General features: G+C 71.2%; 22 protein-coding genes. 10 read left to right on the top strand and 12 right to left on the bottom strand.

All coding sequences use genetic code 11. The features are described 5' to 3' along the window. Positions 1-5 precede the first annotated feature (5 nt). A complete protein-coding gene (locus tag RAN62_RS16415) occupies positions 6-782 on the bottom strand; it encodes an SAM-dependent methyltransferase (protein ID WP_305785521.1) in 777 nt (258 codons plus the stop codon). A 94-nt stretch (positions 783-876) separates the two neighbouring features. Here RAN62_RS16415 and RAN62_RS16410 point away from each other — a divergent pair, with 94 nt between their 5' ends. After that, the gene (locus RAN62_RS16410) at positions 877-1,488 is read left to right on the top strand and encodes an AbfB domain-containing protein (protein WP_305785520.1); all 612 of its coding nucleotides are present in this window, start codon (positions 877-879) and stop codon (positions 1,486-1,488) included. On the opposite strand, the gene RAN62_RS16405 is transcribed toward RAN62_RS16410, so the two are convergent. Then, positions 1,469-2,200, bottom strand: coding sequence for an enoyl-CoA hydratase/isomerase family protein (locus tag RAN62_RS16405; RefSeq protein WP_305785519.1), 732 nt, complete (start codon positions 2,198-2,200; stop codon positions 1,469-1,471). The two genes, RAN62_RS16410 and RAN62_RS16405, sit on opposite strands and share 20 nt — an antisense overlap. A 25-nt stretch (positions 2,201-2,225) precedes the next feature. Between RAN62_RS16405 and RAN62_RS16400 the strand changes: the two genes are divergently transcribed. From RAN62_RS16400 to RAN62_RS16390, 3 genes are all read left to right on the top strand, one after another. Continuing rightward, positions 2,226-2,522, top strand: a complete 297-nt coding sequence (locus RAN62_RS16400; RefSeq protein ID WP_305785518.1) for a winged helix-turn-helix transcriptional regulator — start codon at positions 2,226-2,228, stop codon at positions 2,520-2,522. Positions 2,523-2,614: 92 nt separating this feature from the next. Continuing rightward, on the top strand, positions 2,615-4,174 hold the full coding sequence (locus RAN62_RS16395) for an ABC-F family ATP-binding cassette domain-containing protein (protein WP_305785517.1): 1,560 nt from the start codon (positions 2,615-2,617) through the stop codon (positions 4,172-4,174). A gap of 42 nt (positions 4,175-4,216) precedes the next feature. Continuing rightward, the gene (locus tag RAN62_RS16390) at positions 4,217-4,861 is read left to right on the top strand and encodes a class I SAM-dependent methyltransferase (protein WP_305785516.1); all 645 of its coding nucleotides are present in this window, start codon (positions 4,217-4,219) and stop codon (positions 4,859-4,861) included. On the opposite strand, the gene RAN62_RS16385 is transcribed toward RAN62_RS16390, so the two are convergent. Genes RAN62_RS16385 through RAN62_RS16375 form a run of 3 tightly spaced genes read right to left on the bottom strand, consistent with a single transcriptional unit; the run spans position 4,848 to position 7,901 of the window. Beyond that, positions 4,848-6,347, bottom strand: a complete 1,500-nt coding sequence (locus RAN62_RS16385; RefSeq protein WP_305785515.1) for a CotH kinase family protein — start codon at positions 6,345-6,347, stop codon at positions 4,848-4,850. The genes RAN62_RS16390 and RAN62_RS16385 overlap by 14 nt on opposite strands. Then, positions 6,347-7,024: a DUF4956 domain-containing protein gene (locus RAN62_RS16380; protein WP_305785514.1), complete on the bottom strand. Its 678-nt coding sequence runs from the start codon at positions 7,022-7,024 to the stop codon at positions 6,347-6,349. The genes RAN62_RS16385 and RAN62_RS16380 overlap by 1 nt, the downstream gene beginning before the upstream one ends. Further along, entirely contained in the window at positions 7,014-7,901 is an 888-nt protein-coding gene (locus RAN62_RS16375) for a polyphosphate polymerase domain-containing protein (protein ID WP_305785513.1), read from the bottom strand. The genes RAN62_RS16380 and RAN62_RS16375 overlap by 11 nt, the downstream gene beginning before the upstream one ends. 126 nt (positions 7,902-8,027) lie before the next feature. On the opposite strand from RAN62_RS16375, the gene RAN62_RS16370 reads away from it, so the two are divergent. Beyond that, positions 8,028-8,945, top strand: coding sequence for a serine/threonine-protein kinase (locus RAN62_RS16370; RefSeq protein ID WP_305785512.1), 918 nt, complete (start codon positions 8,028-8,030; stop codon positions 8,943-8,945). A gap of 2 nt (positions 8,946-8,947) precedes the next feature. Here RAN62_RS16370 and RAN62_RS16365 read toward each other — a convergent pair whose 3' ends face one another. Beyond that, complete coding sequence (locus RAN62_RS16365; protein WP_305785511.1) at positions 8,948-9,589, bottom strand: hypothetical protein; 642 nt, start codon at positions 9,587-9,589, stop codon at positions 8,948-8,950. A 48-nt stretch (positions 9,590-9,637) separates the two neighbouring features. Here RAN62_RS16365 and RAN62_RS16360 point away from each other — a divergent pair, with 48 nt between their 5' ends. The 3 genes from RAN62_RS16360 to RAN62_RS16350 are packed head-to-tail and all read left to right on the top strand — an operon-like array spanning position 9,638 to position 13,079. Continuing rightward, the gene (locus tag RAN62_RS16360) at positions 9,638-11,341 is read left to right on the top strand and encodes a hypothetical protein (RefSeq protein WP_305785510.1); all 1,704 of its coding nucleotides are present in this window, start codon (positions 9,638-9,640) and stop codon (positions 11,339-11,341) included. A 41-nt stretch (positions 11,342-11,382) separates the two neighbouring features. Continuing rightward, positions 11,383-12,045 carry a response regulator transcription factor gene (locus RAN62_RS16355; protein ID WP_305785509.1) on the top strand — a complete coding sequence of 221 codons (663 nt, stop codon included), beginning with the start codon at positions 11,383-11,385 and terminating at the stop codon, positions 12,043-12,045. Then, on the top strand, positions 12,045-13,079 hold the full coding sequence (locus RAN62_RS16350; protein WP_305785508.1) for a sensor histidine kinase: 1,035 nt from the start codon (positions 12,045-12,047) through the stop codon (positions 13,077-13,079). Before RAN62_RS16355 ends, RAN62_RS16350 begins: the two co-directional genes overlap by 1 nt. A 145-nt stretch (positions 13,080-13,224) precedes the next feature. Here RAN62_RS16350 and RAN62_RS16345 read toward each other — a convergent pair whose 3' ends face one another. After that, the gene (locus tag RAN62_RS16345) at positions 13,225-14,322 is read right to left on the bottom strand and encodes a hypothetical protein (RefSeq protein ID WP_305785507.1); all 1,098 of its coding nucleotides are present in this window, start codon (positions 14,320-14,322) and stop codon (positions 13,225-13,227) included. Positions 14,323-14,454: 132 nt separating this feature from the next. Between RAN62_RS16345 and RAN62_RS16340 the strand changes: the two genes are divergently transcribed. Then, on the top strand, positions 14,455-15,294 hold the full coding sequence (locus tag RAN62_RS16340) for a hypothetical protein (RefSeq protein WP_305785506.1): 840 nt from the start codon (positions 14,455-14,457) through the stop codon (positions 15,292-15,294). On the opposite strand, the gene RAN62_RS16335 is transcribed toward RAN62_RS16340, so the two are convergent. From RAN62_RS16335 to RAN62_RS16320, 4 genes are all read right to left on the bottom strand, one after another. Continuing rightward, on the bottom strand, positions 15,295-17,220 hold the full coding sequence (locus tag RAN62_RS16335) for a potassium transporter Kup (RefSeq protein WP_305785505.1): 1,926 nt from the start codon (positions 17,218-17,220) through the stop codon (positions 15,295-15,297). An 84-nt stretch (positions 17,221-17,304) separates the two neighbouring features. Beyond that, positions 17,305-17,832: a hypothetical protein gene (locus tag RAN62_RS16330; RefSeq protein WP_305785504.1), complete on the bottom strand. Its 528-nt coding sequence runs from the start codon at positions 17,830-17,832 to the stop codon at positions 17,305-17,307. Between the two features lie 121 nt (positions 17,833-17,953). Continuing rightward, the gene (locus tag RAN62_RS16325) at positions 17,954-19,423 is read right to left on the bottom strand and encodes a hypothetical protein (RefSeq protein WP_305785503.1); all 1,470 of its coding nucleotides are present in this window, start codon (positions 19,421-19,423) and stop codon (positions 17,954-17,956) included. Positions 19,424-19,585: 162 nt separating this feature from the next. Then, positions 19,586-20,965: a S28 family serine protease gene (locus RAN62_RS16320; protein WP_305785502.1), complete on the bottom strand. Its 1,380-nt coding sequence runs from the start codon at positions 20,963-20,965 to the stop codon at positions 19,586-19,588. Positions 20,966-21,078: 113 nt separating this feature from the next. Here RAN62_RS16320 and RAN62_RS16315 point away from each other — a divergent pair, with 113 nt between their 5' ends. After that, positions 21,079-22,233, top strand: a complete 1,155-nt coding sequence (locus RAN62_RS16315) for a 4-hydroxybenzoate 3-monooxygenase (protein ID WP_305785501.1) — start codon at positions 21,079-21,081, stop codon at positions 22,231-22,233. 27 nt (positions 22,234-22,260) lie between these two features. Here RAN62_RS16315 and RAN62_RS16310 read toward each other — a convergent pair whose 3' ends face one another. Further along, on the bottom strand, positions 22,261-22,956 hold the full coding sequence (locus tag RAN62_RS16310) for an AraC family transcriptional regulator (RefSeq protein WP_305785500.1): 696 nt from the start codon (positions 22,954-22,956) through the stop codon (positions 22,261-22,263). Positions 22,957-23,004: the final 48 nt, after the last annotated feature.

Genomic DNA, 23,004 nt, shown 5'->3' with positions numbered 1-23,004 from the left:
CCGGGTCAGGGCTTGCGGCCGATGCCACCGTACTGATCCGTGCTGGACTGGTCGTCGCCCGGCTCGGGACGCCAGCGGACCAGGGGCACGATGCCCGGCGGCACCAGCTCCAGACCGGTGAAGAACTCGGCGAACTCGGCCGGCGTCCGCAGGTTGTAGGGGACCGCGCCGCTCGTGTTGTAGGCGTCCTGGGCCAGGTTGATGCCCGCGTCCTGTTGCTCCTGCAGGCTGCCGTCGCTGATGGACGCATAGCTGCCGGAGGCCAGGCCGGCCACCAGGGTGCTGACGATGTGGCGGGCCTCGGCGGTGGAGGGGATGTGTCCCAGGACACCGTTGAGGATGAGGGCGAGCGGGCGGCTCAGGTCGAGGTCGCGGGCGGCGGCGGCGAGGACGGTCGTCGGGTTCTGGAGGTCGGCCTCGGCGTAGGTGACGCCGGTGGTGCCTTCGAGCATGAGGCGGCCGTTCTCCAGGACGTAGGGGTCCTTGTCGACGTAGACGACGCGGGCCGCGGGGTTGGTGCGCTGGACGATCTGGTGGGTGTTGTCGGCGGCGGGGAGGCCGGCGCCGGCGTCGAGGAACTGGGTGATTCCCGCCTCACCGGCGAGCCAGGTGACGGCGCGGGTGAGATAGCGGCGGGACTCGCGGGCGAGTTCGGAGATGCCGGGGAACACCTTGAGATACTCGGCCCCGGCCCCGCGGTCGACGGGAAAGTTGTAGGAACCGCCCAGCCAGTAGTTCCAGATGCGGGCGGACTGCGGCACTGACGTGTCCGGCTGGCTCATGCCCGCCATCGTGCTCCGCATTTCCGGGTTGTGGACGCCGTCGCGTAATCTCGCAAACTTCCCCCAATCGTGTGCCATCAGGAGATTCACCAACATGACTGTGTACGGCCAAGAGCCGCGCCGGGGTGCCGTCGGCCGCATGCACCCCGCCGTCCTCGCCCTCGTCGCCGTGGCGGTGCTCGTCGCCGTGGGCATCGGCGTCTGGCTCGTCACCGGGTCGTCGGGCGGCACTCCCCAGCCGGCCGCCGCCGCGGTGACCAGCGCGCCCGCCCAGCCCCAGCCCTCCCGCCCGTCGCCGGCGCCCGTCAAGCTCGCCGCCGGTTCGTGGCTGGTGTCCCCGGCCGAGGACAAGGACAGCTTCCTGGCCCTCGGCGACGACGGTTTCGCGGTCTTCTCCACCGACCAGCGCATGGTGGTGACCGTGAGCGCCGGGCTCGCCGACGACGCGTGCTTCTCGTTCCGCGAGCCCGGCGGCGGCTGGCTGCGCCACTTCGACTACCGGCTGCGCTTCGACAAGGCCGACGACTCGGACCTGTTCCGCGAGGACGCCACGTTCTGCCCGGTGTCCGGGGCGCCGGCCGGCACGGTGCGCCTGAAGTCCAAGAACTATCCGGACCACGTGCTCAACCGGCGCAGCGACACCGAGCTCTACATCGACGAGACCGGCGACGCGCAGGCGACGGCGTTCATCGTCCAGCCGGCCTGAACAGCTCCTCGAGGTTCCGCTCGCCGTCGCGCGTCTGGGCCCCGGCGGCGAGCGCGGCGCGGAAGAGCTTGTCCGCGGCGGGACGGGCGAACTGACTCGCCCAGGCGTTGTGCTCGCGCAGCATTCCGGCGCTCAGGTCGTACGCGGGAAGGGCGCTCTTGACCGCCGCGACCGTGCCCTCGGGCAGGTCCGCGATGTTCCGGGCGAGCCGATCGACGAAGCTGTCCAGCTCGTCGGCGGGCAGCGCGCGGTTGATCCAGCCGTAGCGCTCGGCCGTCTCCGCGTCGAAAAGGTCGGCGCCGAGCACAATCTCGAGCGCGCGGTTGCGGCCGGTGCGGTGCAGCAGATACTGCGTACCGCCGCCGCCCGGCACGATGCCGCCGAGCGTTTCGATCTGGCCGAGGCCGGCCGGGCCGATCGCCGCGAAGGCCAGGTCCGCCGCCGCGACGAACTCGGCGCCGCCACCGCGGGCGAGGCCGGCCAGCTTGACGATCGTCACCTGCGGCGCGGTGCGCAGGGCCTCGCCCAGGGCCTGGAAGACGTTGAGGCCGTCCGGCGCCCCGGCGGTCGGGTCGGCGACCGCGTCCGCGTCGTCGACGAGCGTCATGTCGACGTGGGCGAGGAAGAATTCCGGGTCGGCGCTGGCGAAGACCACGACCTTGGCCGTCTCGTCGTCGCGCAGCTCGCGCATCAGCGTCGTCAGCTCGGCCATCATCAGCCAGGCTGATGACGTTGAGGTGCTGACCGAGCCGCAGCGCTTCAACCAGATCAAGCGCCGCCTCGAGGGCATCACCCAGCGCGTGCTCACCCAGACCCTGCGCCGCCTCGAGCGCAACGGCATGATTGAGCGCCGCGTCCTGCCCACTTCGCCGGTCGGCGTCGAATACTCGCTCACGCCGCTCGGCGTGTCGCTGCGCGAGCCGTTCTCGCACCTCTGTTGGTGGACGGTCGAGCACGCCGACGAGATCACCGAGCGGCAGCGCGCCTACGACACCCGCAAATCGGTTGCGGGCCCCGCTATCGTGGGGGAGTGATTGTGGCGGGTGACGACGACATCTCCGGGTGAGTTCCCCCGGGCTTCCTTCGCCGTTCCCCATTCCCGCCATTTTTCCGAGGTCACTTCACCATGTCTTCCATCGTGTGCTCCGCACTGTCCTTTTCCTGGCCGGACGACACGCCGGTCTTCTCCGGGCTGTCCGTGACGGTGCCCGCCGGGCGCACCGGGCTGGTCGCCGCCAACGGCGCCGGCAAGTCCACCCTGCTCAAGCTGATCGCGGGCGAGTTGCGGCCGGCCGCGGGGTCGGTCACCGTGCACGGCGCGTTCGGCTATCTGCCGCAGGACCTTCCCTTCACGGGTACGCAGTCCGTGGCGCAACTGCTCGGCGTCGACCGGACGATCGCCGCCCTGCACGCCATCGAGTCCGGTGACGCCGCCGAGGAACACTTCTCGGCCGTCGGGAGCGACTGGGACGTCGAGGAGCGGACGCGGGCCGAGCTGGATCGGCTCGGGCTCGGTGACGTCGGGCTCGACCGGCGGCTCGACACGCTCAGCGGCGGCGAGATCGTGTCCCTGGGGCTGGTCGCGCAGTTGCTCAAGCAGCCGGACGTGCTGGTGCTCGACGAGCCGACGAACAACCTCGACCGCGCCGCCCGGGCCCGGCTCGCCGGCGTCGTCCGGGGCTGGACCGGCTGCCTGCTCGTCGTCAGCCACGACCGCGAGCTGCTCGAGGAGATGGATCGCGTCGCGGCCCTCGACCACGGGGAGATCCGCTGGTACGGGGGCCCCTTCAGCGCGTACGAGGAAGCTCTGCGCACCGAGCGGGAGGCGGCCGCCCAGCAGTTGCGTACCGCCGAGCAGGATCTCAAGCGGCAGAAGCGCGAGTTGCAGCAGGCGCGTGAGCGAACGCAGCGCCGGGCATCGACCGCCGCCCGCGGGCTGGCCGATGCCGGGCTGCCGCGCCTGTTCGCGGGGAACATGAAGAACAGTGCGCAAGTGTCCGCGGCGCGCACGTCCGATGTGCACGCTTCGCGCGTCGCCGCCGCGCAGGCCCGGCGCGACCAGGCCGACCGGGCGGCGCGCCAGGACGACCGGATCGCGTTGGAGCTGCCTGGCACGCGTGTCCCGGCCGGACGCACGGTCTTCGACGGCGCCGGGCTCATCATCCGCGGACCCGAGCGGATCGCGCTGACCGGAGCCAACGGCGCGGGCAAAAGCACACTGTTGCGACTGATCGAACGCGCAGCGGCCCCGGCGGCCGGACGGGTCGCGTTCCTGTCCCAGCGGCTCGACCTGCTCGACCCCGATCGGACGGTCGCGCAATGCCTGACCGAGGCCGCCCCCGGCCGTACGGACTCCGAGCGCATGACACTCCTCGCCCGCTTCCTCTTCCGGGGCGACCGCGTGCACCTGCCGATCCGGGTGCTCTCCGGCGGCGAGCGGCTGCGGGCGACGCTGGCGTGCGTGCTGTTCGCCGAGCCGGCCCCGCAACTGCTCCTGCTGGACGAGCCGACGAACAATCTCGATCTGGTCAGCGTGGCGCAGCTGGAGAGCGCCCTGGTGGCGTACGAGGGGGCGTTTGTGGTGGTCAGCCACGATGAGCGCTTCTTGTCGGCGATCGGCGTGGATCGGCGCCTCCGGCTCGACGCGGGCCGCCTGACCGCGGACGAGCGTCACGCGCCGGAGTGACAGGGCCACAATTCGTGCGCCAGTTGACTATGTTGCGTGACCATGGAGGAGCGATTCTGGCTCGAGTCATGGGCCGAAGGCGGAACCAGGACGAGTTTCCATCTGCGCGACGTGCACCCGCACGCGGCGCTGCTCGCGGAGCTGGGCCTGCTCGACGACGCGACGGTTCTGGTGCCGTTGTGCGGCAAGTCGGTCGACCTGCTCTACTTCGCGGCGCACGCCCGCCGGGTCGTCGGCGTGGAACTCGTGCCCGAGGCGGTCGAGCAGTTCTTCACCGACAACGCATTGACGCCGGTCGAGGACCCACCCGGGGTCCTCACCGCCGGCAACCTGCAGATCCGCCGCGCTGATCTGTTTCAGCTGACAGCCGGCGACGTGGGCCCGGTCGACGTGGTCTACGACCGGGCCTCACTGATCGCCTTCCCCCCGGACATGCGCGGCCGGTACGTCGCCAAAATGATCGAGCTGATCCCGCCGGGCGCGCGCTATTTCATCAACACGCTCGAATACCGGCCCACGCTGCCCACGCCGCCGTTCTCGGTGGGGGCGGCGGAGATCGAGGAGTATTACTCGCGCTTCTTCGAGATCGAGCACGTACGCCGGGAGCCGCGCCCGGAGCACCGCATGGTCGAGAAATTCGGCCTCGCCGAGCTGACCGAGCACGGCTTCCTCCTCACCCGCCGGTGACGATGTCGGTCGTGGCGAGGTACTGCGTTCGCTCCTCGATGAGAGTGCGCAGGTTCTTCGCCTCGGCCGCCACGGATTCCGCGTTGGCGCCGTCCACTGTGGTGAGCAGCGTGGTGAGGGTGTCGACGGCGGTCAGGGCGGTCCGGTTGCCGTAGAACTGCTGGTACAGATCGCGGTAGGCCGTGGCGTAGACCTCTTGGAAGGCGGGGCTGGCCAGGAACTTCTCCTTGAGGGCGTTGCCGCCGAATCCGCCGCCTGGTCGGTTGCCGCCTCGGAAGCCGCCGCCGCCCATGCTCGCGCTCCGGGCCGGGTCCTGGGTGGCGTTGCCGGAGAAGGTGAGGTTCCAGTCCCAGCCGATCACCTGGAACTTCCTGGTGCCGAGGTCGTACCAGAGGTAGTAGTTCTTGCCCGGGCCGGCCATGTCGTCAAAGTTGACCAGCAGATTTTGCGTGGCGACGTAGCGGGCGAACGACTCGACGTCGACGTGGTCGGCGAGGTGGGCGGCGAAGTCGTCGTCGGTGGCGGTGGTCACCCAGCGGACGAGGTCGATGACCGGCTGGGTGTCCTGGCTGCCCTTGAGGTTGATCTGCTTGAAGTCGTCGGCGTAGTCGGTCGGGTCGTCGCCCTGGTCGGTGAACTGGCTGGTCGACAGGGCCTTGTAGAGGACACCGTCGCCGCCCACCGTCTGTGCGAAGGTCTCGTCCGGGTGCTCGACGAGGAGGCGGGCCGTGGTGGGGCGGTCGTTGACGGTGAAGCTGCTGTAGGCGTACCGCTGGGCCGGCTGACCGGCCGCGGCCAGGACGTTGAGCGACACCGCCTCGTTGAGCACGCTCGCGCCGCCGCCCATGCCGCCGACGCGGACGGCGATCTCGCGGTGGCCCTGGAAGCGGCGGCCCTCGACGTACTCGTCGAAGCGGATGAGCCAGGGGAGGGTTTCCGGCTCCTCGGCCTTGAGCGACGTCCGCCCGCCGCCGGGTCCGCCTGGAAAAGCGCCGGGGCCGCCCTCCGGAGCACCGCCGGGAGCGCCGCCGCCGGGTCCACCGCCGCCGGGGAAGCCACCGCGCCCGCCACCGAACCCGTTCTGCCGCGACTCCCCGTCCCGCGTCAGCCCCTGCAGCGTCGAATTCCCCTTCAGCCGGATGCCGACGCTCGGAACACTGGTGCCGTCGACGACCAGGTCGGCCTCGAGGAAATCCTTCTCCCCGTCCTTCCAGAAGGAGTCGAGCAACCGCTCATAGTCGTCGTCCCGGAAGGTCAGCTTGATCTCGTGCGCCACCGACGCGTCGAACAGGTCGCGCGAGCCGGCGATGTCGACCGTCACGTCGTCGCCGGACTCGTCGCTCGTACTCGTGACCAGGGGCGCGACCCGGACGGTGCTGAACACGACCGCGCACGCGACCACGACCGCCACGCACCCGGCGAGGAGTTTCCAGTAGTGCCGTACCCGCACGGGGATCCGGTCACGCAGTCGCTTGCCGGAAGCCATCACAGGTCCGTCTGGTCGTACCCGGTGAGGACCGTCACCCGCTGCCCGCCGGTCCGTTCGCCGAGCGCGGTGATCAATGTGCCGGGCTCGGTGCCCTTCTTGAGCCGCACCGTGTACATGAGCTCGGTGAGTGCGCCGCCCCGGATCGACTCCAGGCTGATCAGCTCGAACTCGCTGGTGTGCGCGATGAGCACGTCCTGGACGGGCCCGGTGTAACTGCCGTCCGGCGGGACCTGGACCTTGACGACCTGCCGCTGGACGTTCGCGGCGAACCAGTTGAAGCGGAACATCACGACGATGACCAGGCTGATCACGACCGCCGCGACGATCGCGAGGGTGTAGAACCGCGTACCCGTGGCCATGCCGACGCCCATCACCAGGAAGATGAACCCGACGTCGCGGGTCTCCTTGATGGCGTTGCGGAAACGAACAACACTGAGCGCCCCGACGAGAGCGAACGCGCGCGCGATGTTCGAGCCGACCACGAGCATGATGAGCGAGATGAGCATGCCGAGGATGACGAGCGTCTGCACGTACGACTGGCTGTAGGACACGTTGCGGTGGGTGAACCGGTAGACCCACGCCACCATCGAGCTCAGCAGGAACGACAGCACCAGGGCGATGGCGATGTCGCCGACGCTGAACGTGCCCGACAGGTCCTGGACGTCAAATGGCATGCGAGCCGGTCCTTTCCTCGGAGGGGATGTGGAAGATCGAGCGCGGGGCGCGGCCGAACGCCTCGACGCTCTGGCAGTACTTGGAGACGCGCACCACGGACAGGCTCATCCGGGCGGCCAGGTCGGTGAGCCAGGCGGGGACCCGCTCGTCCGCCTTGAACTCGACGACCGACAGCCGCGCGGGCACGATCAGCCGGTTCTCGGCGTCCGTGGCGAAGCCGAAGTCGCGGTCCCGGCCCCGGACCCGGTGATCCATCGTCACGCGCAGGCCCAGGTCGGCGTCCCGCCCGACGAAGGCCTCCCGCTGATAGCCGGTCATCGCCACCGGCCGCAGATCCAGCCGCGAGACCAGCTCGAGCACCTCCTCGAGGAAGGCCCGCTGCCCCGGCTCGGGCGCGACCATCCGCCGCCGATCACAAAGATCCAGGGCTTCCCGGTACGGGAGAGCGACGCGCCGCTTCTGCGTGACCCGGTTGACCCGCTGCTTGATCTCGACGTGCACGATCGTGTCGCCGTCCACGGCGAACCGGTCGCCGTAGTGCCGGATCCGCAGCTTGCGCCGGAACCGCAGCCCCTCGATCTTCTCCCAGTAGAACCGCAGGTCCGGGGTGTCGTAGTAGGTGCTCCACACCCCGTAGCCGCCGTCGCTGCCGTGGCTGTCACGATCCAGCCGTGCGGTCAGCTCGGCGCGGAGCTCGGGGATCCGGTCGCTGGGCAGCAGGTACTTGATCTCGTACCGGTTGAAGGCGTGCAGCTTGCCCGGCGCCCGCAGCGCGTGCCCGGCATGGTCGTCCGCCTGGTGCGGGGTGGGCGGGGCCGGGGGCTCGGGGTCGCCGACGGGCTCGGAGCGGCGACGCCGGAGGGGCAAGCGCTTCATGGGTGTCTATATGAAGGGGCGCACGACAAGAGAACCTCGGATCCCTCTGTGAATAACCTGGGAACGCAAGGTGTACGGAAGGTGTACGGTCCTTAGGGGTTGATGTGTATCGATACCTTGAGGGGCGTGGTGCACACCCGGGAAGCCCTCTTCCTCGCCGATCTGCGGCGGCTGCGGGCGAGCGTGGGTCAGCCGTCCTTTCGCCGCTTGAGCCGCCTCGCCGAGCAACGGATCGAGGAGGCCGCGCCGCACAGCCGCCCGGAGCCGCTCCCGCCCAGCACTGTCTCGGAGGTGCTCGCCGGCAAGCGGTTGCCGGGGCTGCCACGCTGGGAGTTCGTCGAGTCCTTCGTCGTCGCCTGCCTGCACGCCGCCGGCTCGGACCAGCCCGCCGTTGCGTCCGAGACCGCCCGCTGGCAGCAACGGTGGCGCGAGCTGGCGGCCGATGATGCCGGGCCCGGCGAGCGTCCCCGCCGGCGGTGGAGGCTGGTCGTCACCGCATCCGTGGCGTTCCTGCTCGGCGTGGGCGTCGGCGCGATCGGGGCGCGCCTGACCGCCGGCGAGGCGCCCTCCGCGCGGGCCGCGACGCCGGACACGTGCGGGGACCGGCCCGACCCCGAGGGGAAGGACCTGGTCCCGGCGGCGGGCCGGGGCTGGTGGGTCAGCGATCCGGCCCGCGCCACTCTCACGACCCGCGGCCGGCGGCTCGACGCCACGGTGACCGCCCGCACCACGCGCCCGGGCGACATCGTCCTCATCCTGAGCGACATCTCCGTCGCCGAGGGCCACACGTACGCCGTGGCCTTCACCGCGGAGGCGGACCGTCCGGCCACTGTCCGTGTCCGCGCCCAGGATCCGCAGCCGCCCGACTACCACCCGTCGCTGTCGCGCGACTTCGGGATCGGGCCGGGCGGATGCCGGCATGTGTACACGTTCCCGGGCGGGCGGACCAATCCGCATTCGGAGCTGACGTTCCAGATCGGCGGTCAGCCGCCCGGCTTCCACGTCCGCGTGTCCAAGGTCGTCCTGGTCGAGACGGGACGGTGAGCCTACTCGGCGTAGATCTGCCAGCTGCCGCCCTCCGGCCGGGGGAAGAAGTCGGGCCCGGGAGCGATCTTGAAGTAGGAGCCGCCGGCGCTCGCGTATCCGGTGTAGCCGCCACCGACGTAGGCCCCGGCGACCTCGGTCCAGCCGAAGTAGTCGCGGGTGTTCCGGCCCGGAGGCAGGACGGCGTCGTGCGTGCCGTAGGTGCAGTTGCCGTCCGCGAGGTGGTAGACGCCGACCCCGATGCTGCTCCGGTTCGTGACCGATCCGGCGGCGGGCACGGGGTTCGACCGGCTCGGGCACGACAGGGCCGCCGCCGACCCCTGTGCCCCGGAACCGGCAGTGGTGATCATGGCGGTGCAGGCGAGGCCGACGGCTGTCAGCCGGGTCGCCGTGGAGCGGATGCTGAGCATGTCATCTCCCTGGGTCGATGGATGTGACCCGCCCAGCCCATCAACACCGGTGCGCCGGCGGCAGTGTTCGGCCTGATCCGAACTGTCCGGAACGCGGACGTCCCGGACTCGGGCGCGGGTCGCGGCGGCGAGGAAGCGGTGCCCGGCGTCGTCGTACGTGGTCAGGGTCCAGCCCGTCGCGTCGGTGAGGGCGCGCATGTCGGGGGTGAGGTCGAGGCCCCGGTCATCGTGCAACGGCGCGTTTATCCGGCCCTTATGTCGGCGCCCGTACGGTCCCCGGCCATGACCGTCCTCCTCGAACGAGCGCCCGTCCGGGTCGCCGCGCTCCCGGCGGCCCCGGCGGCGAGCAAGAAGACACACCTGGTCGCCCTCACGGCGTACCTCGCGCTCGGTGTCGTCGTCATGTGGCGGTTCCTCGAGGCGCCCGGCGAGCGCGTCTCCTCGCACCTGCCCGCCGACCACACGTGGTTCGAGTGGCTGCTCGCCCACGGCGCCCACGTGCTCGTGCACGGCGGCAACCCGCTCTTCTCGGCGACCCAGAACACCCCGTTCGGCGTCAACATGATGGCCAACACGTCGGTGCTGGGGGTGACGCTGCCGCTCGCGCCGCTGACGTGGCTGGCGGGGCCCCGGGTCGCGTACGTGGTCTGGATGATCCTGGCCGTGGCGGGCACCGCCGCGACGACCTACTGGGTGCTGCAGCGCCATGTCGTGCGCTCGCGGGCCGCGGCCTTCGCGGGCGGCGCGCTGGCCGGTTTCGCGCCCGGGGTGATCCACCACGCCAACGGCCAGCCCAACTTCGTGTCGAACTTCGTGCTCCCGCTCATCGTGGCCGCCGTCTTCCGGCTCGGGGCGACCAAGCACTGGGTGCGCGACGGCGCGATCCTGGGCCTGCTGGTGACGTGGCAGCTCTTCATCAACGAGGAGCTGCTGCTGGTCACGGCGCTGGCCTGCGGGCTGGGGGTGCTGCTGCGGCCGCGGAACGCGCTGACGAAGCTCAAGCCGCTGGCCGTGACCGCGGTCGTGGCGGGCGCGCTGTGCGCCTATCCCATCTGGTTCCAGTTTCACGGGCCGCAGACCTTCGTCGGGATGCCCGCCTTCACGACGTGGGGCGAGGACCCGCTCACCTATCTGACCTTCCCCCGGGACAGCCTCGCGGGCACCCCGGCGGACGAGGCCGCGCAGGGCGGCATCGAGCAGAACAGCTGGTTCGGCTGGCCGCTCACCCTGCTGACGATCGTCCTCGCCGCGTTGCTCTGGCGCAGATCCGTCGCGGCGCGCGTGGCGAGCGGCGTGGCCGTGGTCTTCGCCGTGCTGTCGATCGGCCCGGTGGTGCGCATCGCCGGCGAGAACACCGAGCACCAGGGCCCGCTGGCGCACCTGCCCGAGCACCTGCCCGTGTTCAACCTCATGATGCCGAGCCGGCTCACGTACGCGGTGACCGGCGCCATCGTCCTCCTCATCGCCCTCGCCTGGGACCGCCTCAAGCCGTCCCGCTTCCTCGTCGCGGCGGCCCTGCTCCCGCTGCTGCCGACGCCGTTGCCCGCGATGCCCGAGCGGCCGGCGCCGGCTTTCGTCACCAGCGGCGCCTGGCGCGAGTACGTCCACCCGGGCGGCACCCTCGTCCCGGTGCCCCTGCCCAGCAACTGGCTCGGGCGCGACAGCCTCGGGTGGAGTGCGCAGGCGCGGCAGGAGTTCACCGTGCCGGAGGGCTACTTTTTGGGCCCCGGACCGGACGGCAAGGGTCAGATGGGCACGACGCATCCCAGCCGCCTGACCCAGCTGGTCTCCGGGGTCCAGATGGCCGGCAAGACGCCCGAGCTGACCGCGGACGACAAGGCGGCGGTACGCGCGGATGTCGCCAGGTGGCACGGTGAGGCCCTCGCGATGCGCGCCGACACGTCCAATGCCGGGCTTCGCTACCTGATCGCCCAGGTGTACGGCGACCCGGTCACCGTCCGCGACGTGTGGCTCTGGCAACCATGACCTCACAAGATCTTCATAGCCGGCGTGGCAGCATGACGCCCGTGCGAGTACTGGTGGCGGACGACGAGGAACTGCTGGCGGACATGATCGCCGTCGGGCTGCGACGCGAGGCGATGGCGGTCGACGTCGCGTACGACGGGGCGCAGGCCCTGGAGAAGATCACCGTCAACCGGTACGACGTGGCGGTGCTCGACCGGGACATGCCGGGCAGCTCGGGTGACGACATCTGCCGGCATGTCGCGCGTACGGGCGGGGGCACCCGGGTCTTGCTCTTGACCGCCGCGGCGGGCATCTACGACCGGGTCGAGGGGCTCGGGCTCGGGGCGGACGACTATCTGACCAAGCCGTTCGCGTTCGCCGAGCTGGTGGCCCGGGTCCAGGCCCTGGCCCGGCGTACGGCGCCCGCGCTGCCGCCCGTCCTCGAGCGCGACGGCATCGTGGTCGACGTGGCCACCCGCACGGCGACCCGCGACGGGCGCCCGCTCGCCCTGACGGTCAAGGAGTTCGGCGTGCTGCACGCGCTGATGCGGGCCCAGGGCCAGGCCGTCACCACCGAGGACCTGCTCGAACAGGTCTGGGACGAGCACACCGACCCGTTCAGCAACGTGGTCCGCGTCACCGTGTCCACGCTGCGCCGCAAGCTGGGCGACCCGCCGGTCGTGCAGACCGTCCCGCGCGCGGGCTACCGCATCGGCCTGGCCTGATGCGCCTGCGTCTGGCGGTGGCCGCCGTCGCCACGGTCACGCTGGTGCACGTCCTGCAGTTCCTCTACTACCGCCTCAACTGGCCCTGGCTCTACTACAACGTCTGCAACGAAGACATCAACGGGCTGGCCTGCCGGGTCACGCGCAAGATCCCCCTCGTCGACCTCACGGGGTACGCGGTCGTGCTCGGCGTGGCGCTGCTGGTGCTCGTACCCCTGGGCTGGTGGGTCCTGGCCCCGATCCGCCGCCTGGTGCCCGTGGTCGACCAGCTGGGACCGCAGAACCTGGGCTATCGCGTACGCCCGGGGCGGCGCGGCCGCGACGAGGGCAAGCGCCTCGGCCGCGCCCTCGACGCGATGATGGACCGGATCGCGTCCGGCTACGAGGGGCAGCGCGCCTTCGCGGCCAACGCCTCGCACGAGCTGCGCACCCCGCTGGCCCTGCAACGCACGCTGATCGAGGTCGGCATGGCCGAGCAACTCACGCCCGAGCAGTCGGCCCTGCTCACGAGCCAGCTGCTGGCCACCAACACCCGCAACGAGCGGCTCATCGAGGGCCTGCTGGTGCTCGCCCAGGCCGACCAGGGCCTCGCCGCCCGTACCCCGCAGGACCTCGACCGCATCACCCGGGCCGTCATCGACGCCAACGCGGCCTTCGCCGGCGCCAACGACGTCAAGGTCAGCACGGCGGTCTACCCCTACCGCGTCCCGGGCGACGGCATCCTCCTCGAGCGCCTGGTCCGCAACCTCGTCCACAACGCCACCAAGTACAACCACCCCGGCGGCACGGTCCGCGTCACCGTCGACGGCGTGCTCATCGTCGAGAACACCGGCCCGGTCGTCCCGCCCGAGGACGTCGCCCGCCTCTTCGAACCCTTCACCCGCCTCGCCGCCGCCCGCATCGACCACAGTGGCGGCAGCGGCCTGGGCCTGGCCATCGCCCGCTCGATCGTCCAAGCCCACGACGGCACCATCACCGCCGACCCCGTCGAGGGCGGCGGTCTCCGCTTCACCGTCCGCCTCCCGCCCGTCTGACTCGCGGAAAGTTCGCACGAGTCCGAACGGCGGCGCGTCCGTCCCGGATCCCGGGGGCGCGACCACGGTCGGCGAGCTCACCGAGTGTCTGCGGGGCGCTGAAGGCGTGGGCCTGCGGAGCGCCCGAGCACTACTACCGCTGAGGTCAGACCGGCAGGGCGGTCAGGCGGCCGTCGCGGTGGGCGACCAGGAGCCACGGGCCGGTGCCCGGGTCGACGCACGTGACCGCCGACGGGCAGCCGTCCAGGGCCGGCAGCGTCCCGTGCCACGCGGCGGTCGCCTGGTCGTGCCGGTCGATGCGGCCGTCGCGCGTACAGGTGAAGGCCTGGCCGCCCGCGACGGCCGCGCTCTGCACGGCGCCCGCGCCCGGGGCGGCCCACTGCGCCACGACGCCCTTGGCCGGGGAGATCTCCTTGAGGCCGTTCTCCCCGGTCAGGAACACCTTTCCCGCGTACGCCCACAGCCGCTCGACATAACCGTCCTGCTCGTGCCGCCGGCGGACGCCCCCGCGCGCGCCGGTGACGAGCAGCTCGCCGCGGTGGCCGGCCAGCACGTGGCCGTTGCCCTCGGGCAGGTAGGCCGCCGCCCGGACCGGCCCGCCGCCCACCCCGAGCACGGCGCCCGTGTCGGCGCGGATCTCCAGGGCGCCCGCGTCGGTGGCCATGAGCAACCGGTTGCCGGCCGGGTCGGCGACGACGGAGTGCGGGGCCGCGGGCAGCCAGGTCGCCCAGCAGCGGCGGCCGTCGCCGTCGAGGCGGAAGGCGCGGCCGTCGGCGGTGGTGCCGACCACGCCGCCGGGGACCGCGGCGACGTGGCGGGTGGCGCCGAAGCCCGTACTGTGGTGGTCCTCGATGGTCAGAGTCCAGGTCAGGTCACGGCTCAAGCGGACGCGGCCCACGCCGGCGTCGGTGGCGACATAGGCGACGGCCGGGTCGTCGACGGCGGCCTGCACGTCCCCGATCGTGCGGAAGTCGAGCTGGGCGCCGACGGGTGCGCCCAGGGGCGAGGCGGCGACGGGGATGCGGGGGCCCTCGTCGGCGATCGACAGGACGGCGCCGGTCCGGGGGTCGACCGTGGCGTGGCACATCCAGGTGCCGCGCACGAAGCGGACCAGGATCGTCGTCCGGCCGCGGGCGGACTCCGGGCGTACCTCGATCAGGCGACCGCCCCCGGTCTCGCGGAACACCTGTTCCACGGCGCGGGCCGTGCCGAGCGTCGCCGCCCGTTGCGCTGCTCCCGGCATGTCTGCCTCCCCAAGTCCTACCTACTCAGTACTAGATGCCCGCAAGCCTCCGGAAGTTGCTCTTTCAACCTGACTGTGTCCGCGCCCGGGCCGTTGTCTGCCCCTGCGTACCCGCCGGGATACGATGCCGGCGTGCGAAAGGTGACCCGGCGCTCCGCGTTGTGGCGGGCCGACCTCGACGGCGGGATCTGCGCGGCGCCCGAGGAGTGCGCGGAGGCGCTGGCCGGTCGCGACGACGTCACCCTGGCGCTGGAGCACCGGCTCTACGGGCGGGCGGCCGCCAAGCGGGTCTTCGAGACGACGCTGCGGCAGGACGTCGAGTGGCAGTTCGACGGCATCGCGTGGCCCGAGGACGTGCAGGTCGGCGTGCTGGTCACCGTCACCTGGCCGGGGGGCTCCGGCGCCGACGTGCAGGTGCGCACGACGCCGCTCGACGAGCCGGTCCACGTCGACGGCGTGCCCTACTACCATGAGTACGACCCCAAGGTGGTCACCCGCGAGTTCGCCGATGCGGGGTCCAACCGGGGCAAGGTGCTTTCGGCCGTACGCAAAATGGGCCGGGTCTTCGAGGACGGCAGCGCCGTGCTGGCCGAGGAGGGCCTCGGTGCCCGGGCGGGGCTGGGTCGCGGGGCCAAGGGGCAGTTCCTGCTGGCCAACGCCGTCGACCAGTTGCTGCGCGAGGGCTATCTCACCCGGGTCACCGGCAGCCTGGACAAGGCGGGCTACCCGTCCTATCCGGCGGTCGAGGGGCAGAAGCCGGCCGAGATGCTCTTCTACGCGCCGCTGGTCGAGGAGGCGGAACTCTGGGACGACGAGGAAGCCTCCGGCCGCCGCGAGCACTGGGTCAACGGGTTCGTGCGCAAGCTGCCGCCCGGCGCCCACCCGTCGGAGAAGCAGCTGTCCCTGGCCGACGAGCAGGTCGGACCGTTGGAACCAGGCTTCACGTACGTCCAGAAGCACGCCCGGGGCTGATCACACCTCGACCCGGGACCCCATGATCACCGTACGGTCGCGGGGCAGGCCGAAGTAGTCGGCGGCGTCGGCCGTGGCGTGCGACGTGGCGACGAAGAGGCGCTTGCGCCAGGGGGCCATCGTGCGCGCCGGCCCCGGGTGCAGCTCGATCTTCGAGAGGAAGTACGACGCCTGGTCGAGGTCGAGCTGCCCCTCGGTGGTCCCGGGGTCGAGCATGGCCAGCGCCGCCGGCACGTCGGGGGTCTCCATGTAGCCGTAGCGCACCACGACGTGGAAGATGCCGTCGTGGGCGTACCCGAGGTCGTCGATGACGATCCGCTCCGCCTCGGCCACCCGGGGCACCGGCTCGGTCTCCAGCGACATGATGATGACGTGCTCGTGGCGTACGTGGTTGTGCTCGACGTTCGCCCGCATGGCCAGCGGCGCGGTGACCTTGCCCCGGTTGAGGAAGACGGCCGTGCCCGGCACCCGTTGCGTCACCGACGTGCCGGTGCGGATCTCGTCGATGAAGCCGAGCAGCGGCCCCTCCAGGCGCTCCCGCTCGTCCGTCACGATCCGGCGCCCGCGCTTCCACGTGGTCATCAGCGTGAACGCGGTCAGCGCGATGGCCAGCGGCAGCCACGCCCCGTGCACGAGCTTGGTGAGGTTGGCGGCGACGAAGAGCAGGTCGACCAGGAGCAGCAAGCCGCCCCCGATGCCGATCACCCATACCGGCGTGCCCCAGCGGCGGCGCGCCATGTAGAGCGACAGCAGCGTGGTGCAGGTGATGGTGCCGGTGGCGGCCATCCCGTACGCGTAGGCCAGCGCGGCCGAGCTGCGGAAGGCGAACACCAGCGTGAGCACGGACACCATCAGGAGCCAGTTGATCCACGGTACGTAGATCTGGCCGATGGACGACTCGGAAGTGTGCGCCAGGCGCAGCCGCGGCAGATAGCCGAGCTGCCCGGCCTGCGACGCCACCGAGAAGGCGCCGGTGATCACGGCCTGGGAGGCGATGACCGTGGCGGCGGTGGCCAGCAGGACCAGCGGCAGCCGCGCCCACCCCGGCGCCAGCAGGAAGAACGGGCTGTCGATGTTGGCGTGATCGGCGATGATCAGCCCGCCCTGGCCCAGGTAGCTCAGCGTCAGCGCGGGCAGCACCAGGAACAGCCAGCCGCGCGAGATGGCCTTGCGGCCGAAGTGGCCCATGTCGGCGTACAGGGCCTCGGCGCCGGTCACGGCGAGCACGATCGCGGCCAGCGCGAAGAAGGCGATGCCGAAGTGCCCGGCCAGGAACCCGATCGCGTACGTGGGGGAGAGCGCCTCGAGAATCGCCGGGTGCGCCACGATCCCCTTGACCCCGAGCGCGCCGATGACGACGAACCAGGTGATCATCACCGGCCCGAAGACCCGCCCGACCGCGGTCGTCCCGTGACGCTGCACCGAGAAGAGCACCACGATGATGACCGCCGTCACCGGCACCACCAGCGACGCGAAGGACGGCTCGACCACCTCGATGCCCTCGACCGCCGACAGCACGGAGATCGCCGGCGTGATCATGCTGTCGCCGAAGAACAGCGACGCCCCGAAGATGCCGAGCAGCGCCAGCAGCAGGGCGGTCTTGCGCCCCGAGGCGGAGGCCCGCCCCCGCAGCAACGCGATGAGCGCCATGATGCCGCCCTCGCCGTCGTTGTCGATCCGCAGCGCCAGCAGCACGTACGTCACCGTCACGATGATCATCACCGACCAGAAGATCAGCGACACGACCCCGTACACGTTGGCCGTGCTGACCGGCACCGGATGCGGGTCGCCCGGATCGAACACCGTCTGCAAGCTGTAGATCGGGCTGGTGCCGATGTCCCCGAACACCACCCCGAGCGCGGCCACCACCCCCGCCAGGCGCAGGCCGTCGTGCCCGTGCCCCGCCGTCCGCTGCTGCTCGGCCACGGTGGTCCCCCCGCTTGATCACGACATTGCAGCGCGACCATACCCGCCCCCGCCCGCCCCCACCCGCCGAACCTCCCGGCGCTCTCAGCGCGGCGGCATCCCGTCGGCCCGCGCCAGCACCTCCGCGAGCGCACGGGTCACCTCGGGCCGGGCGATCAGCCGCTCGTAGCGCCGCACCAGCCCCAGCTCACCCCGGACCGCGGCGCGCGGCGGCTCCCCGACCGAGAGCGCGAGCTGCACGGGCCGCCCCAGCCGCCGCTCGACATGCAACGCGGCCATCAGCCGGAACGACGTGTCGATGATCCGCAAACTCATCACGTCCGGCACCCGCAGCAACAAGGTGTCCTCGACCAGCGCGAACGGCTGCGCCGCCCGCAGGAACTCCAGCTGCCGCCCGGACAACCCACCGTCGGCGAGATCGTCCAGCACATCCCGCCACAGCGCCCCCAGCTCAACACCCCCGCCGCTGCCCCCGTCCCCGCCGCTGTCGCCGTCCGCGCCCAGCCACGCCCGCCCCGCCGCGGCCAGCCACCGCCCGACATCGGTCCCCGCCGCCGCGGCCGCCGCCTCGAACGCCCGCACGTCATCCGCTTCGATCTCCACCTGCGCCATGCGCCCATCGAAGCGCGCCCTCGGCCGACACGCGAGCCCCGGCGACCCCCACCCCGGTCCAGGCGAGTCCGCCCGCCGAGGTCGCAACCCCGCATTTCGCACGCGGACTTGCGGGCGTGGGTCACATACCGATGGCGCCTTGCCCGCGCGGAAGTGCGGCAACACCCCCGGATGTCAAGGCAGGAAATGAGTCCTCGTAACCCCGCACCTCGTGGAGGAGGAGGCCTACGGCGTCCGCCAGGCGGACGGCTTCACCAGCCAGGTGATCCAGGTAAGACGCGACACCACCCTCAACGGCATGAGTTCGCGCACCGGACAACAGCCCGGCTGCCTCCCGCAGCATGCCTTCCGCGTCAGCCGCAAGCGCGCGAGCGTCTCCCATATCGTCGGTCTGGTCCGCCAAAGGTGTCCGCCGCCCGGGCCGCAGAACACGCAGCGCATGCGCGCGTAAGTGTTCACGCAGATAAGGATTGCCCGCGATTCCCGTCTCGGGTCCGTCGGAGAGCCGGAGTACGGCCCGATCGATGCGGCGTGTCGTTTCGGCGTCAAGAAGGAACCGGCGCGCATGGCCGTGTCTCAATCGAAACACCGCTTGACCGTTGTCGCCGTCGATGGTGATGTGCCGGCCGAGCCGTCCGGTCAGGTGCTGCAGATCGGCGTCCGTGAACGGCTCCTCATCGGTACTCAGGGCCTCCGCCACCATGAGCCAGACATCACGGGCCGGCATTCCGCGGCCCTGCGCGGCTGCCAGAACCTGGAGGAGCACGGTGCTTCTCGCTCTTTCGGGGGCGGACATGAGCGCGAGATCGGCCCGAAGCTGGGCGTTGCTCGGCGCCTTGCCGCCGCTCGATCCGTCGAGGTGCGCGGGTGCCGCTGTGGGATCGTAGAACGGGTTCGGCAGAAGGGGTTGCGACCAACCGATGTGACCGTAGGCCAGTTGTTGCTCCCGGTCCTCGTCCCAGGCATTGTGGGCCGCATGCGCGACGTCGACGCCGCGGACTGCCACGTTGTACGCGTTCCAGTGCACTCGGTCCGCCGCGTTCTCGGGTCCCGTCCGCAACAGGTCGCACAGGAAACGGCCGAACGCCCCGTCGACGGCGGTGCCGTCGCTCTGAGAGGCGGCCAGCACTCCCACCCACGCATGCCGGCGTGCCGACTTGTTGCCGCCTTCGATGCGCGCCAGTGCCGCGTTCAGAGACTCGAGCATCCCGGCGGCGGCACCGCACGTGTCGATCACCAGCATCAGCTGCCGAACGCCGAGGGCGACCAACTGATCGATCAAGTCCTCGGCGCGCAGCTTGTCGGCGCTCACATCGTTCGGGCGACTGGACCCCAGGGCGAGCAGGAGTTCACCCCGTGGACTGATGAGCGCGTGACCGGCCCAGTGCAGGAGCGCGCTGGTATGCCCGGGAACATGCTGTTCGATGAAGTCGGTCACCTCTCCACGATGGCGGGGATCGGCGAGTCGCTCGGCGGCGCATCTGCGCTTCGAGAACAGATAATGCAGTCGGTTGATGTCCCGGTTGGCGGCAGGCAGATTCACGAACGACCGGTGCTGGTATTTCGCTACGCCCACACCGACATACAGCATCGCAACTCCGCATCCGTGACGGCGCCACAGTTCGTCACGACCGCCCACTGTAACGAGTTCGGATGCCGTGCAATTCAGCCGAATTGGTGAAGCATTCTGGCTTCGTCTCGGGGTGGTCGGCGCGGTCGCGGGAAGCGCGGCCAGCTGTGTCAGGGGTGAGGGTCAGGGGAGACGATGGCGGCCCTCCAGCATGGTGTCGAGGGGGAGGGGCGCGGAGCGCTGCGCGGCGGCGGTTGTGGTGACGCCTGCCCAGCGCTTGAGGGTTGCGGTTGCGGCGGCGCTGTCGGCGGGGGAGAGGCGGGCGATGTTCGCGCCGTGGTTGGTGGCCGGGGCGACGTAGAGGGCCGAGTCGTGCTTGCTCGGGGTGAAGCGTTCGGCGCCCCACGGGTCGTTCTCGCCGTAGATGAAGAGCATGCGCTGGGCGGACGTACGGACCCACAGGTCGACGTCGATCATGGGCAGGGGGTTGTGGGGGCGGCGCAGGGAGGCGGGCAAGGAGGCGTTGGCGGTGTAGAGGCCCGGATAGTGGCGGAGGCCGCGCAGGTGTTCGAACTTCAGGCTGGGCCAGCCGAGCTGCGACGCCGCCTGGAAGTAGTACGGGAAGTAGTACTCGAGCGACTGGTCGGTGTAGAAGCTCCAGCCGGCCACGCCGTCGATCCAGGCGTACAGCTCGTCGTCGGTCGCCGTGGTGGCGGGCACCGAGGCGCAGTCGGCGAGCGTCGAGTACTGCCAGAAGGCCCACGCCGTGTCGAGGACGGTCATCTCGAAGGAGCGGTCGGCCGTGCCCAGCGTGTTCGTGAAGGTCCAGCCCTGATCCGCCGCCGTGGCGGCCACCCGGGGCACGAGCCGGTCGCGCCGCTTCAACGCCTCGCGCTGGACGTTGTCGAGCGCGAGGCGGCAGGTGGGCGTACCCACGGTGTCAAAGAATTTGTCGTAGGCCCGGTCCTCGGGGTTGATCACGTCGTCGGGGGCGACGTAGGCCACGACCCCGTCGACGTCGCCCGGGTAGAAGCGGCGGTGGTAGACCGAGGTCATGCCGCCCTTGCTCGCGCCGGTCTGGATCCACTTGGCGGCATAGATGCTCTTGAACGCCGTCACGATGCGGTGCTCGTCGGTCGCCTCCTGCCAGATGGTCAGGTCCGACCAGTCGGCGGGCGCGGGGCGCGACGGGGTGAAGAAGCGGTGCTCGACCGAGATCTGGTTGCCGCCGAGGATGGCCGTCGGCTCGGTCTGGCCCGGACGCGGGGTCGCCGCGAGGCCGTACCCGCTGGTGGAGAGCACGACCGGCGCGTCGCTGGACCGGTGCAGCAGGGTGAGCCGCTGCTCGTAGCTGCCCTGGCCGGGATGCCGGTGGTCGGCCGGCTGGCGGTAGGTGAGGACGAAGAAGCGGTAGCCGGTGCCCGGCGTCTCCGACACGACGGTCAGTCCGGGGATCGCGTGCAACTGATCGAGCAGCGGATCATCGGCGGCGGCGTGCGCGGCCGGCGCGGGGGAGAGTACGACCAGCAGGGACGCGAGGGCTGCCACGACGCGAGTCTTCACGCCGTCACCATATCGATTCCCGGCGATCCAAGGTCGGAAAGTCGGCGGGTTTCCGGCATCGCGCCGACGATCACCGGTAGTGACCGCCGCGCCCGCCGCCGATAGTGGGTCGCATGATCGAAACTGACGTGGTCATCATCGGCGCCGGCGTCGCCGGCCTGACCGTCGGCAATTTTCTGCGCCGCAACGGCATCGGCTGCGTGATCCTCGAGCACCGCCCCCGCGAGTACGTCGAAGCACGCCAGCGGGCCGGCACGCTCGACACGCGGGGAGTGCGGCTGTTCCGCGAGTGGGGGCTGGCCGAGGTGCTGGAGGCCGGTCCCACGCCCGAGGTGGAGGGCGGCTTCTTCCTCGACGGTGAGGCCCTGCCGATCGAGGCCGACGACGACAACGAGAGCATGTTCATCCCGCAGCAGCTGCTGGTCCGGCGGCTCACCGACATCTTCCTGCGCGAGGGCGGCGACATCCGGTACGAGGCGGACGTCACGCTCGACGACGTCGCCGGCCCGGATCCGGTCGTACGGTTCCGGGACCCGGCCGGGACGACGCACGTCATCCACTGCGCCTACGTCGCCGGGTGCGACGGGGATCGCGGCGTGAGCCGGGCGGCGATTCCGGCCGGGGTGCTCACGCGGTATGCGCACGAGTTCCCGTACTCGTGGCTGAGCGTCCTGGCCGCGGTGCCAGGCACGACGTCCGGCATGGCGATCCACACGCGAGGCCTGGCCGGCCTGATCCCGCGCGGCGCCGAGAACAGCCGCATCTATTTGCAGTGCCCCCGGACGGACACCGTCGAGCAGTGGCCCGACGACCGAATTTGGGACGAGCTCGAGAGCCGCGTCGGCCGGTCCCTGGGCCGGGGCGAGATCCTCAGCAAGGAGGTCGTCGCGCTGCGCGGCGTCGTCTACGACCCGATGCGGTACGGCCGGCTCTATCTGCTGGGCGACGCCGCGCACATCGTGCCGCCGATGAGCGCCAAGGGCATCCACCTGGCGCTCTTCGACGCCGAGACGTTCGCCCGGGCCGTGATCGCGCGGCTGAAGGACGACGATCCGAGCCTGCTCGCGGCCTATTCGGACACGTGCCTGCACCACGTCTGGAACTACCAGGCCTTCGCCACCTGGATCACCGATCTCATGCACGACGCCGGCGACTCGTCCACCGCGGGCGAGTTCCGCAAGCAGGTGGCCCGGGCCGAGCTGCGCCGCCAGTTCGAGTCCGAGGCGGCCGGCCGCGTGTTTGCCGAGCTCACTTCGGGTGTCGCGTGAGCTCCGCCTGACAACAAGAAGCGGAGCTCAGCTCAGGTGTCGCGTGAGCTCCGCCTGATAGCGGCCCGGGGTCTGACCCACGACCTGGGTGAAGGCCTCGATGAAGCTGGTCGGGTTGGACCAGCCGCACGCGATCGCGGTGTCGGTCACCGACCGGCCGGCGGACAGGTGGATCAGGCCGTGGTGCAGGCGCAGCACCGTGCGCCAGCGGTGGAAGCCCAGGCCGAGCTCGGCGTGGAACAACCGGCTGAGGGTACGTTCGCTCGTCCCCACGGCCCGGCCCAGCTCGGCCAGCGTGGTGTTGTCGCCGGGGTCGGCGTGCAGCCGGTCCGTCACGGCCCGCAGCCGGTCGTCGCGCGGCTCGGGCAGGTGCAGCGAGAAGCCGGCCGGTTCGACCAGCTCGTCGACGGCGACGGCGCGCAGCCGGTTGTGGGCGCCGGGGCGGGTCTCCGGCCGGTCGGTCAGCGCCAGCAGAACCTCGCGGAGCACGGGGCTGACGGCGAAGACGTACGGCCGTGGAGCCACCTCGCCGCACAGGCCGGCCGGGATCGCGACCAGCCGGACGTCGGTGTCGCCGTAGCTGCGGTGGGAGTGTTCGAACCCCGGCGGCGTCCAGGTCACCCGGTCGGCGGGCGCCATCCAGGTGCCCCGCTCGGTCGTCATGGACAGGGCGCCGGTCGCTGCGTAGACCAGTTGCCCGACGGTGTGCGAGTGCGGCGCCATCCGGAAGCCGTGCCGCAGCCGGCCGGCGCCGAGGGTGATGCTGTCGGC

The organism is Symbioplanes lichenis, assembly GCF_030709675.1.
GTDB lineage: Bacteria > Actinomycetota > Actinomycetes > Mycobacteriales > Micromonosporaceae > Actinoplanes > Actinoplanes lichenis.
Note: the sequence above shows the minus strand (reverse complement) of the source record. Positions and strands in the feature narration are given on the sequence as shown.

Excerpts from the sequence above, each read along its gene's own strand:
- RAN62_RS16415 (WP_305785521.1), bottom strand. The coding sequence starts at position 782 with ATGAGCCAGCCGGACACGTCAGTGCCGCAGTCCGCCCGCATCTGGAAC.
- RAN62_RS16410 (WP_305785520.1), top strand. The coding sequence starts at position 877 with ATGACTGTGTACGGCCAAGAGCCGCGCCGGGGTGCCGTCGGCCGCATG.
- RAN62_RS16405 (WP_305785519.1), bottom strand. The coding sequence starts at position 2,200 with ATGGCCGAGCTGACGACGCTGATGCGCGAGCTGCGCGACGACGAGACG.
- RAN62_RS16395 (WP_305785517.1), top strand. The coding sequence starts at position 2,615 with ATGTCTTCCATCGTGTGCTCCGCACTGTCCTTTTCCTGGCCGGACGAC.
- RAN62_RS16390 (WP_305785516.1), top strand. The coding sequence starts at position 4,217 with ATGGAGGAGCGATTCTGGCTCGAGTCATGGGCCGAAGGCGGAACCAGG.
- RAN62_RS16385 (WP_305785515.1), bottom strand. The coding sequence starts at position 6,347 with ATGGCTTCCGGCAAGCGACTGCGTGACCGGATCCCCGTGCGGGTACGG.
- RAN62_RS16380 (WP_305785514.1), bottom strand. The coding sequence starts at position 7,024 with ATGCCATTTGACGTCCAGGACCTGTCGGGCACGTTCAGCGTCGGCGAC.
- RAN62_RS16375 (WP_305785513.1), bottom strand. The coding sequence starts at position 7,901 with ATGAAGCGCTTGCCCCTCCGGCGTCGCCGCTCCGAGCCCGTCGGCGAC.
- RAN62_RS16360 (WP_305785510.1), top strand. The coding sequence starts at position 9,638 with ATGACCGTCCTCCTCGAACGAGCGCCCGTCCGGGTCGCCGCGCTCCCG.
- RAN62_RS16350 (WP_305785508.1), top strand. The coding sequence starts at position 12,045 with ATGCGCCTGCGTCTGGCGGTGGCCGCCGTCGCCACGGTCACGCTGGTG.
- RAN62_RS16345 (WP_305785507.1), bottom strand. The coding sequence starts at position 14,322 with ATGCCGGGAGCAGCGCAACGGGCGGCGACGCTCGGCACGGCCCGCGCC.
- RAN62_RS16330 (WP_305785504.1), bottom strand. The coding sequence starts at position 17,832 with ATGGCGCAGGTGGAGATCGAAGCGGATGACGTGCGGGCGTTCGAGGCG.
- RAN62_RS16325 (WP_305785503.1), bottom strand. The coding sequence starts at position 19,423 with ATGCTGTATGTCGGTGTGGGCGTAGCGAAATACCAGCACCGGTCGTTC.
- RAN62_RS16315 (WP_305785501.1), top strand. The coding sequence starts at position 21,079 with ATGATCGAAACTGACGTGGTCATCATCGGCGCCGGCGTCGCCGGCCTG.
- RAN62_RS16310 (WP_305785500.1), bottom strand. The coding sequence starts at position 22,956 with ATGGCGCCGCACTCGCACACCGTCGGGCAACTGGTCTACGCAGCGACC.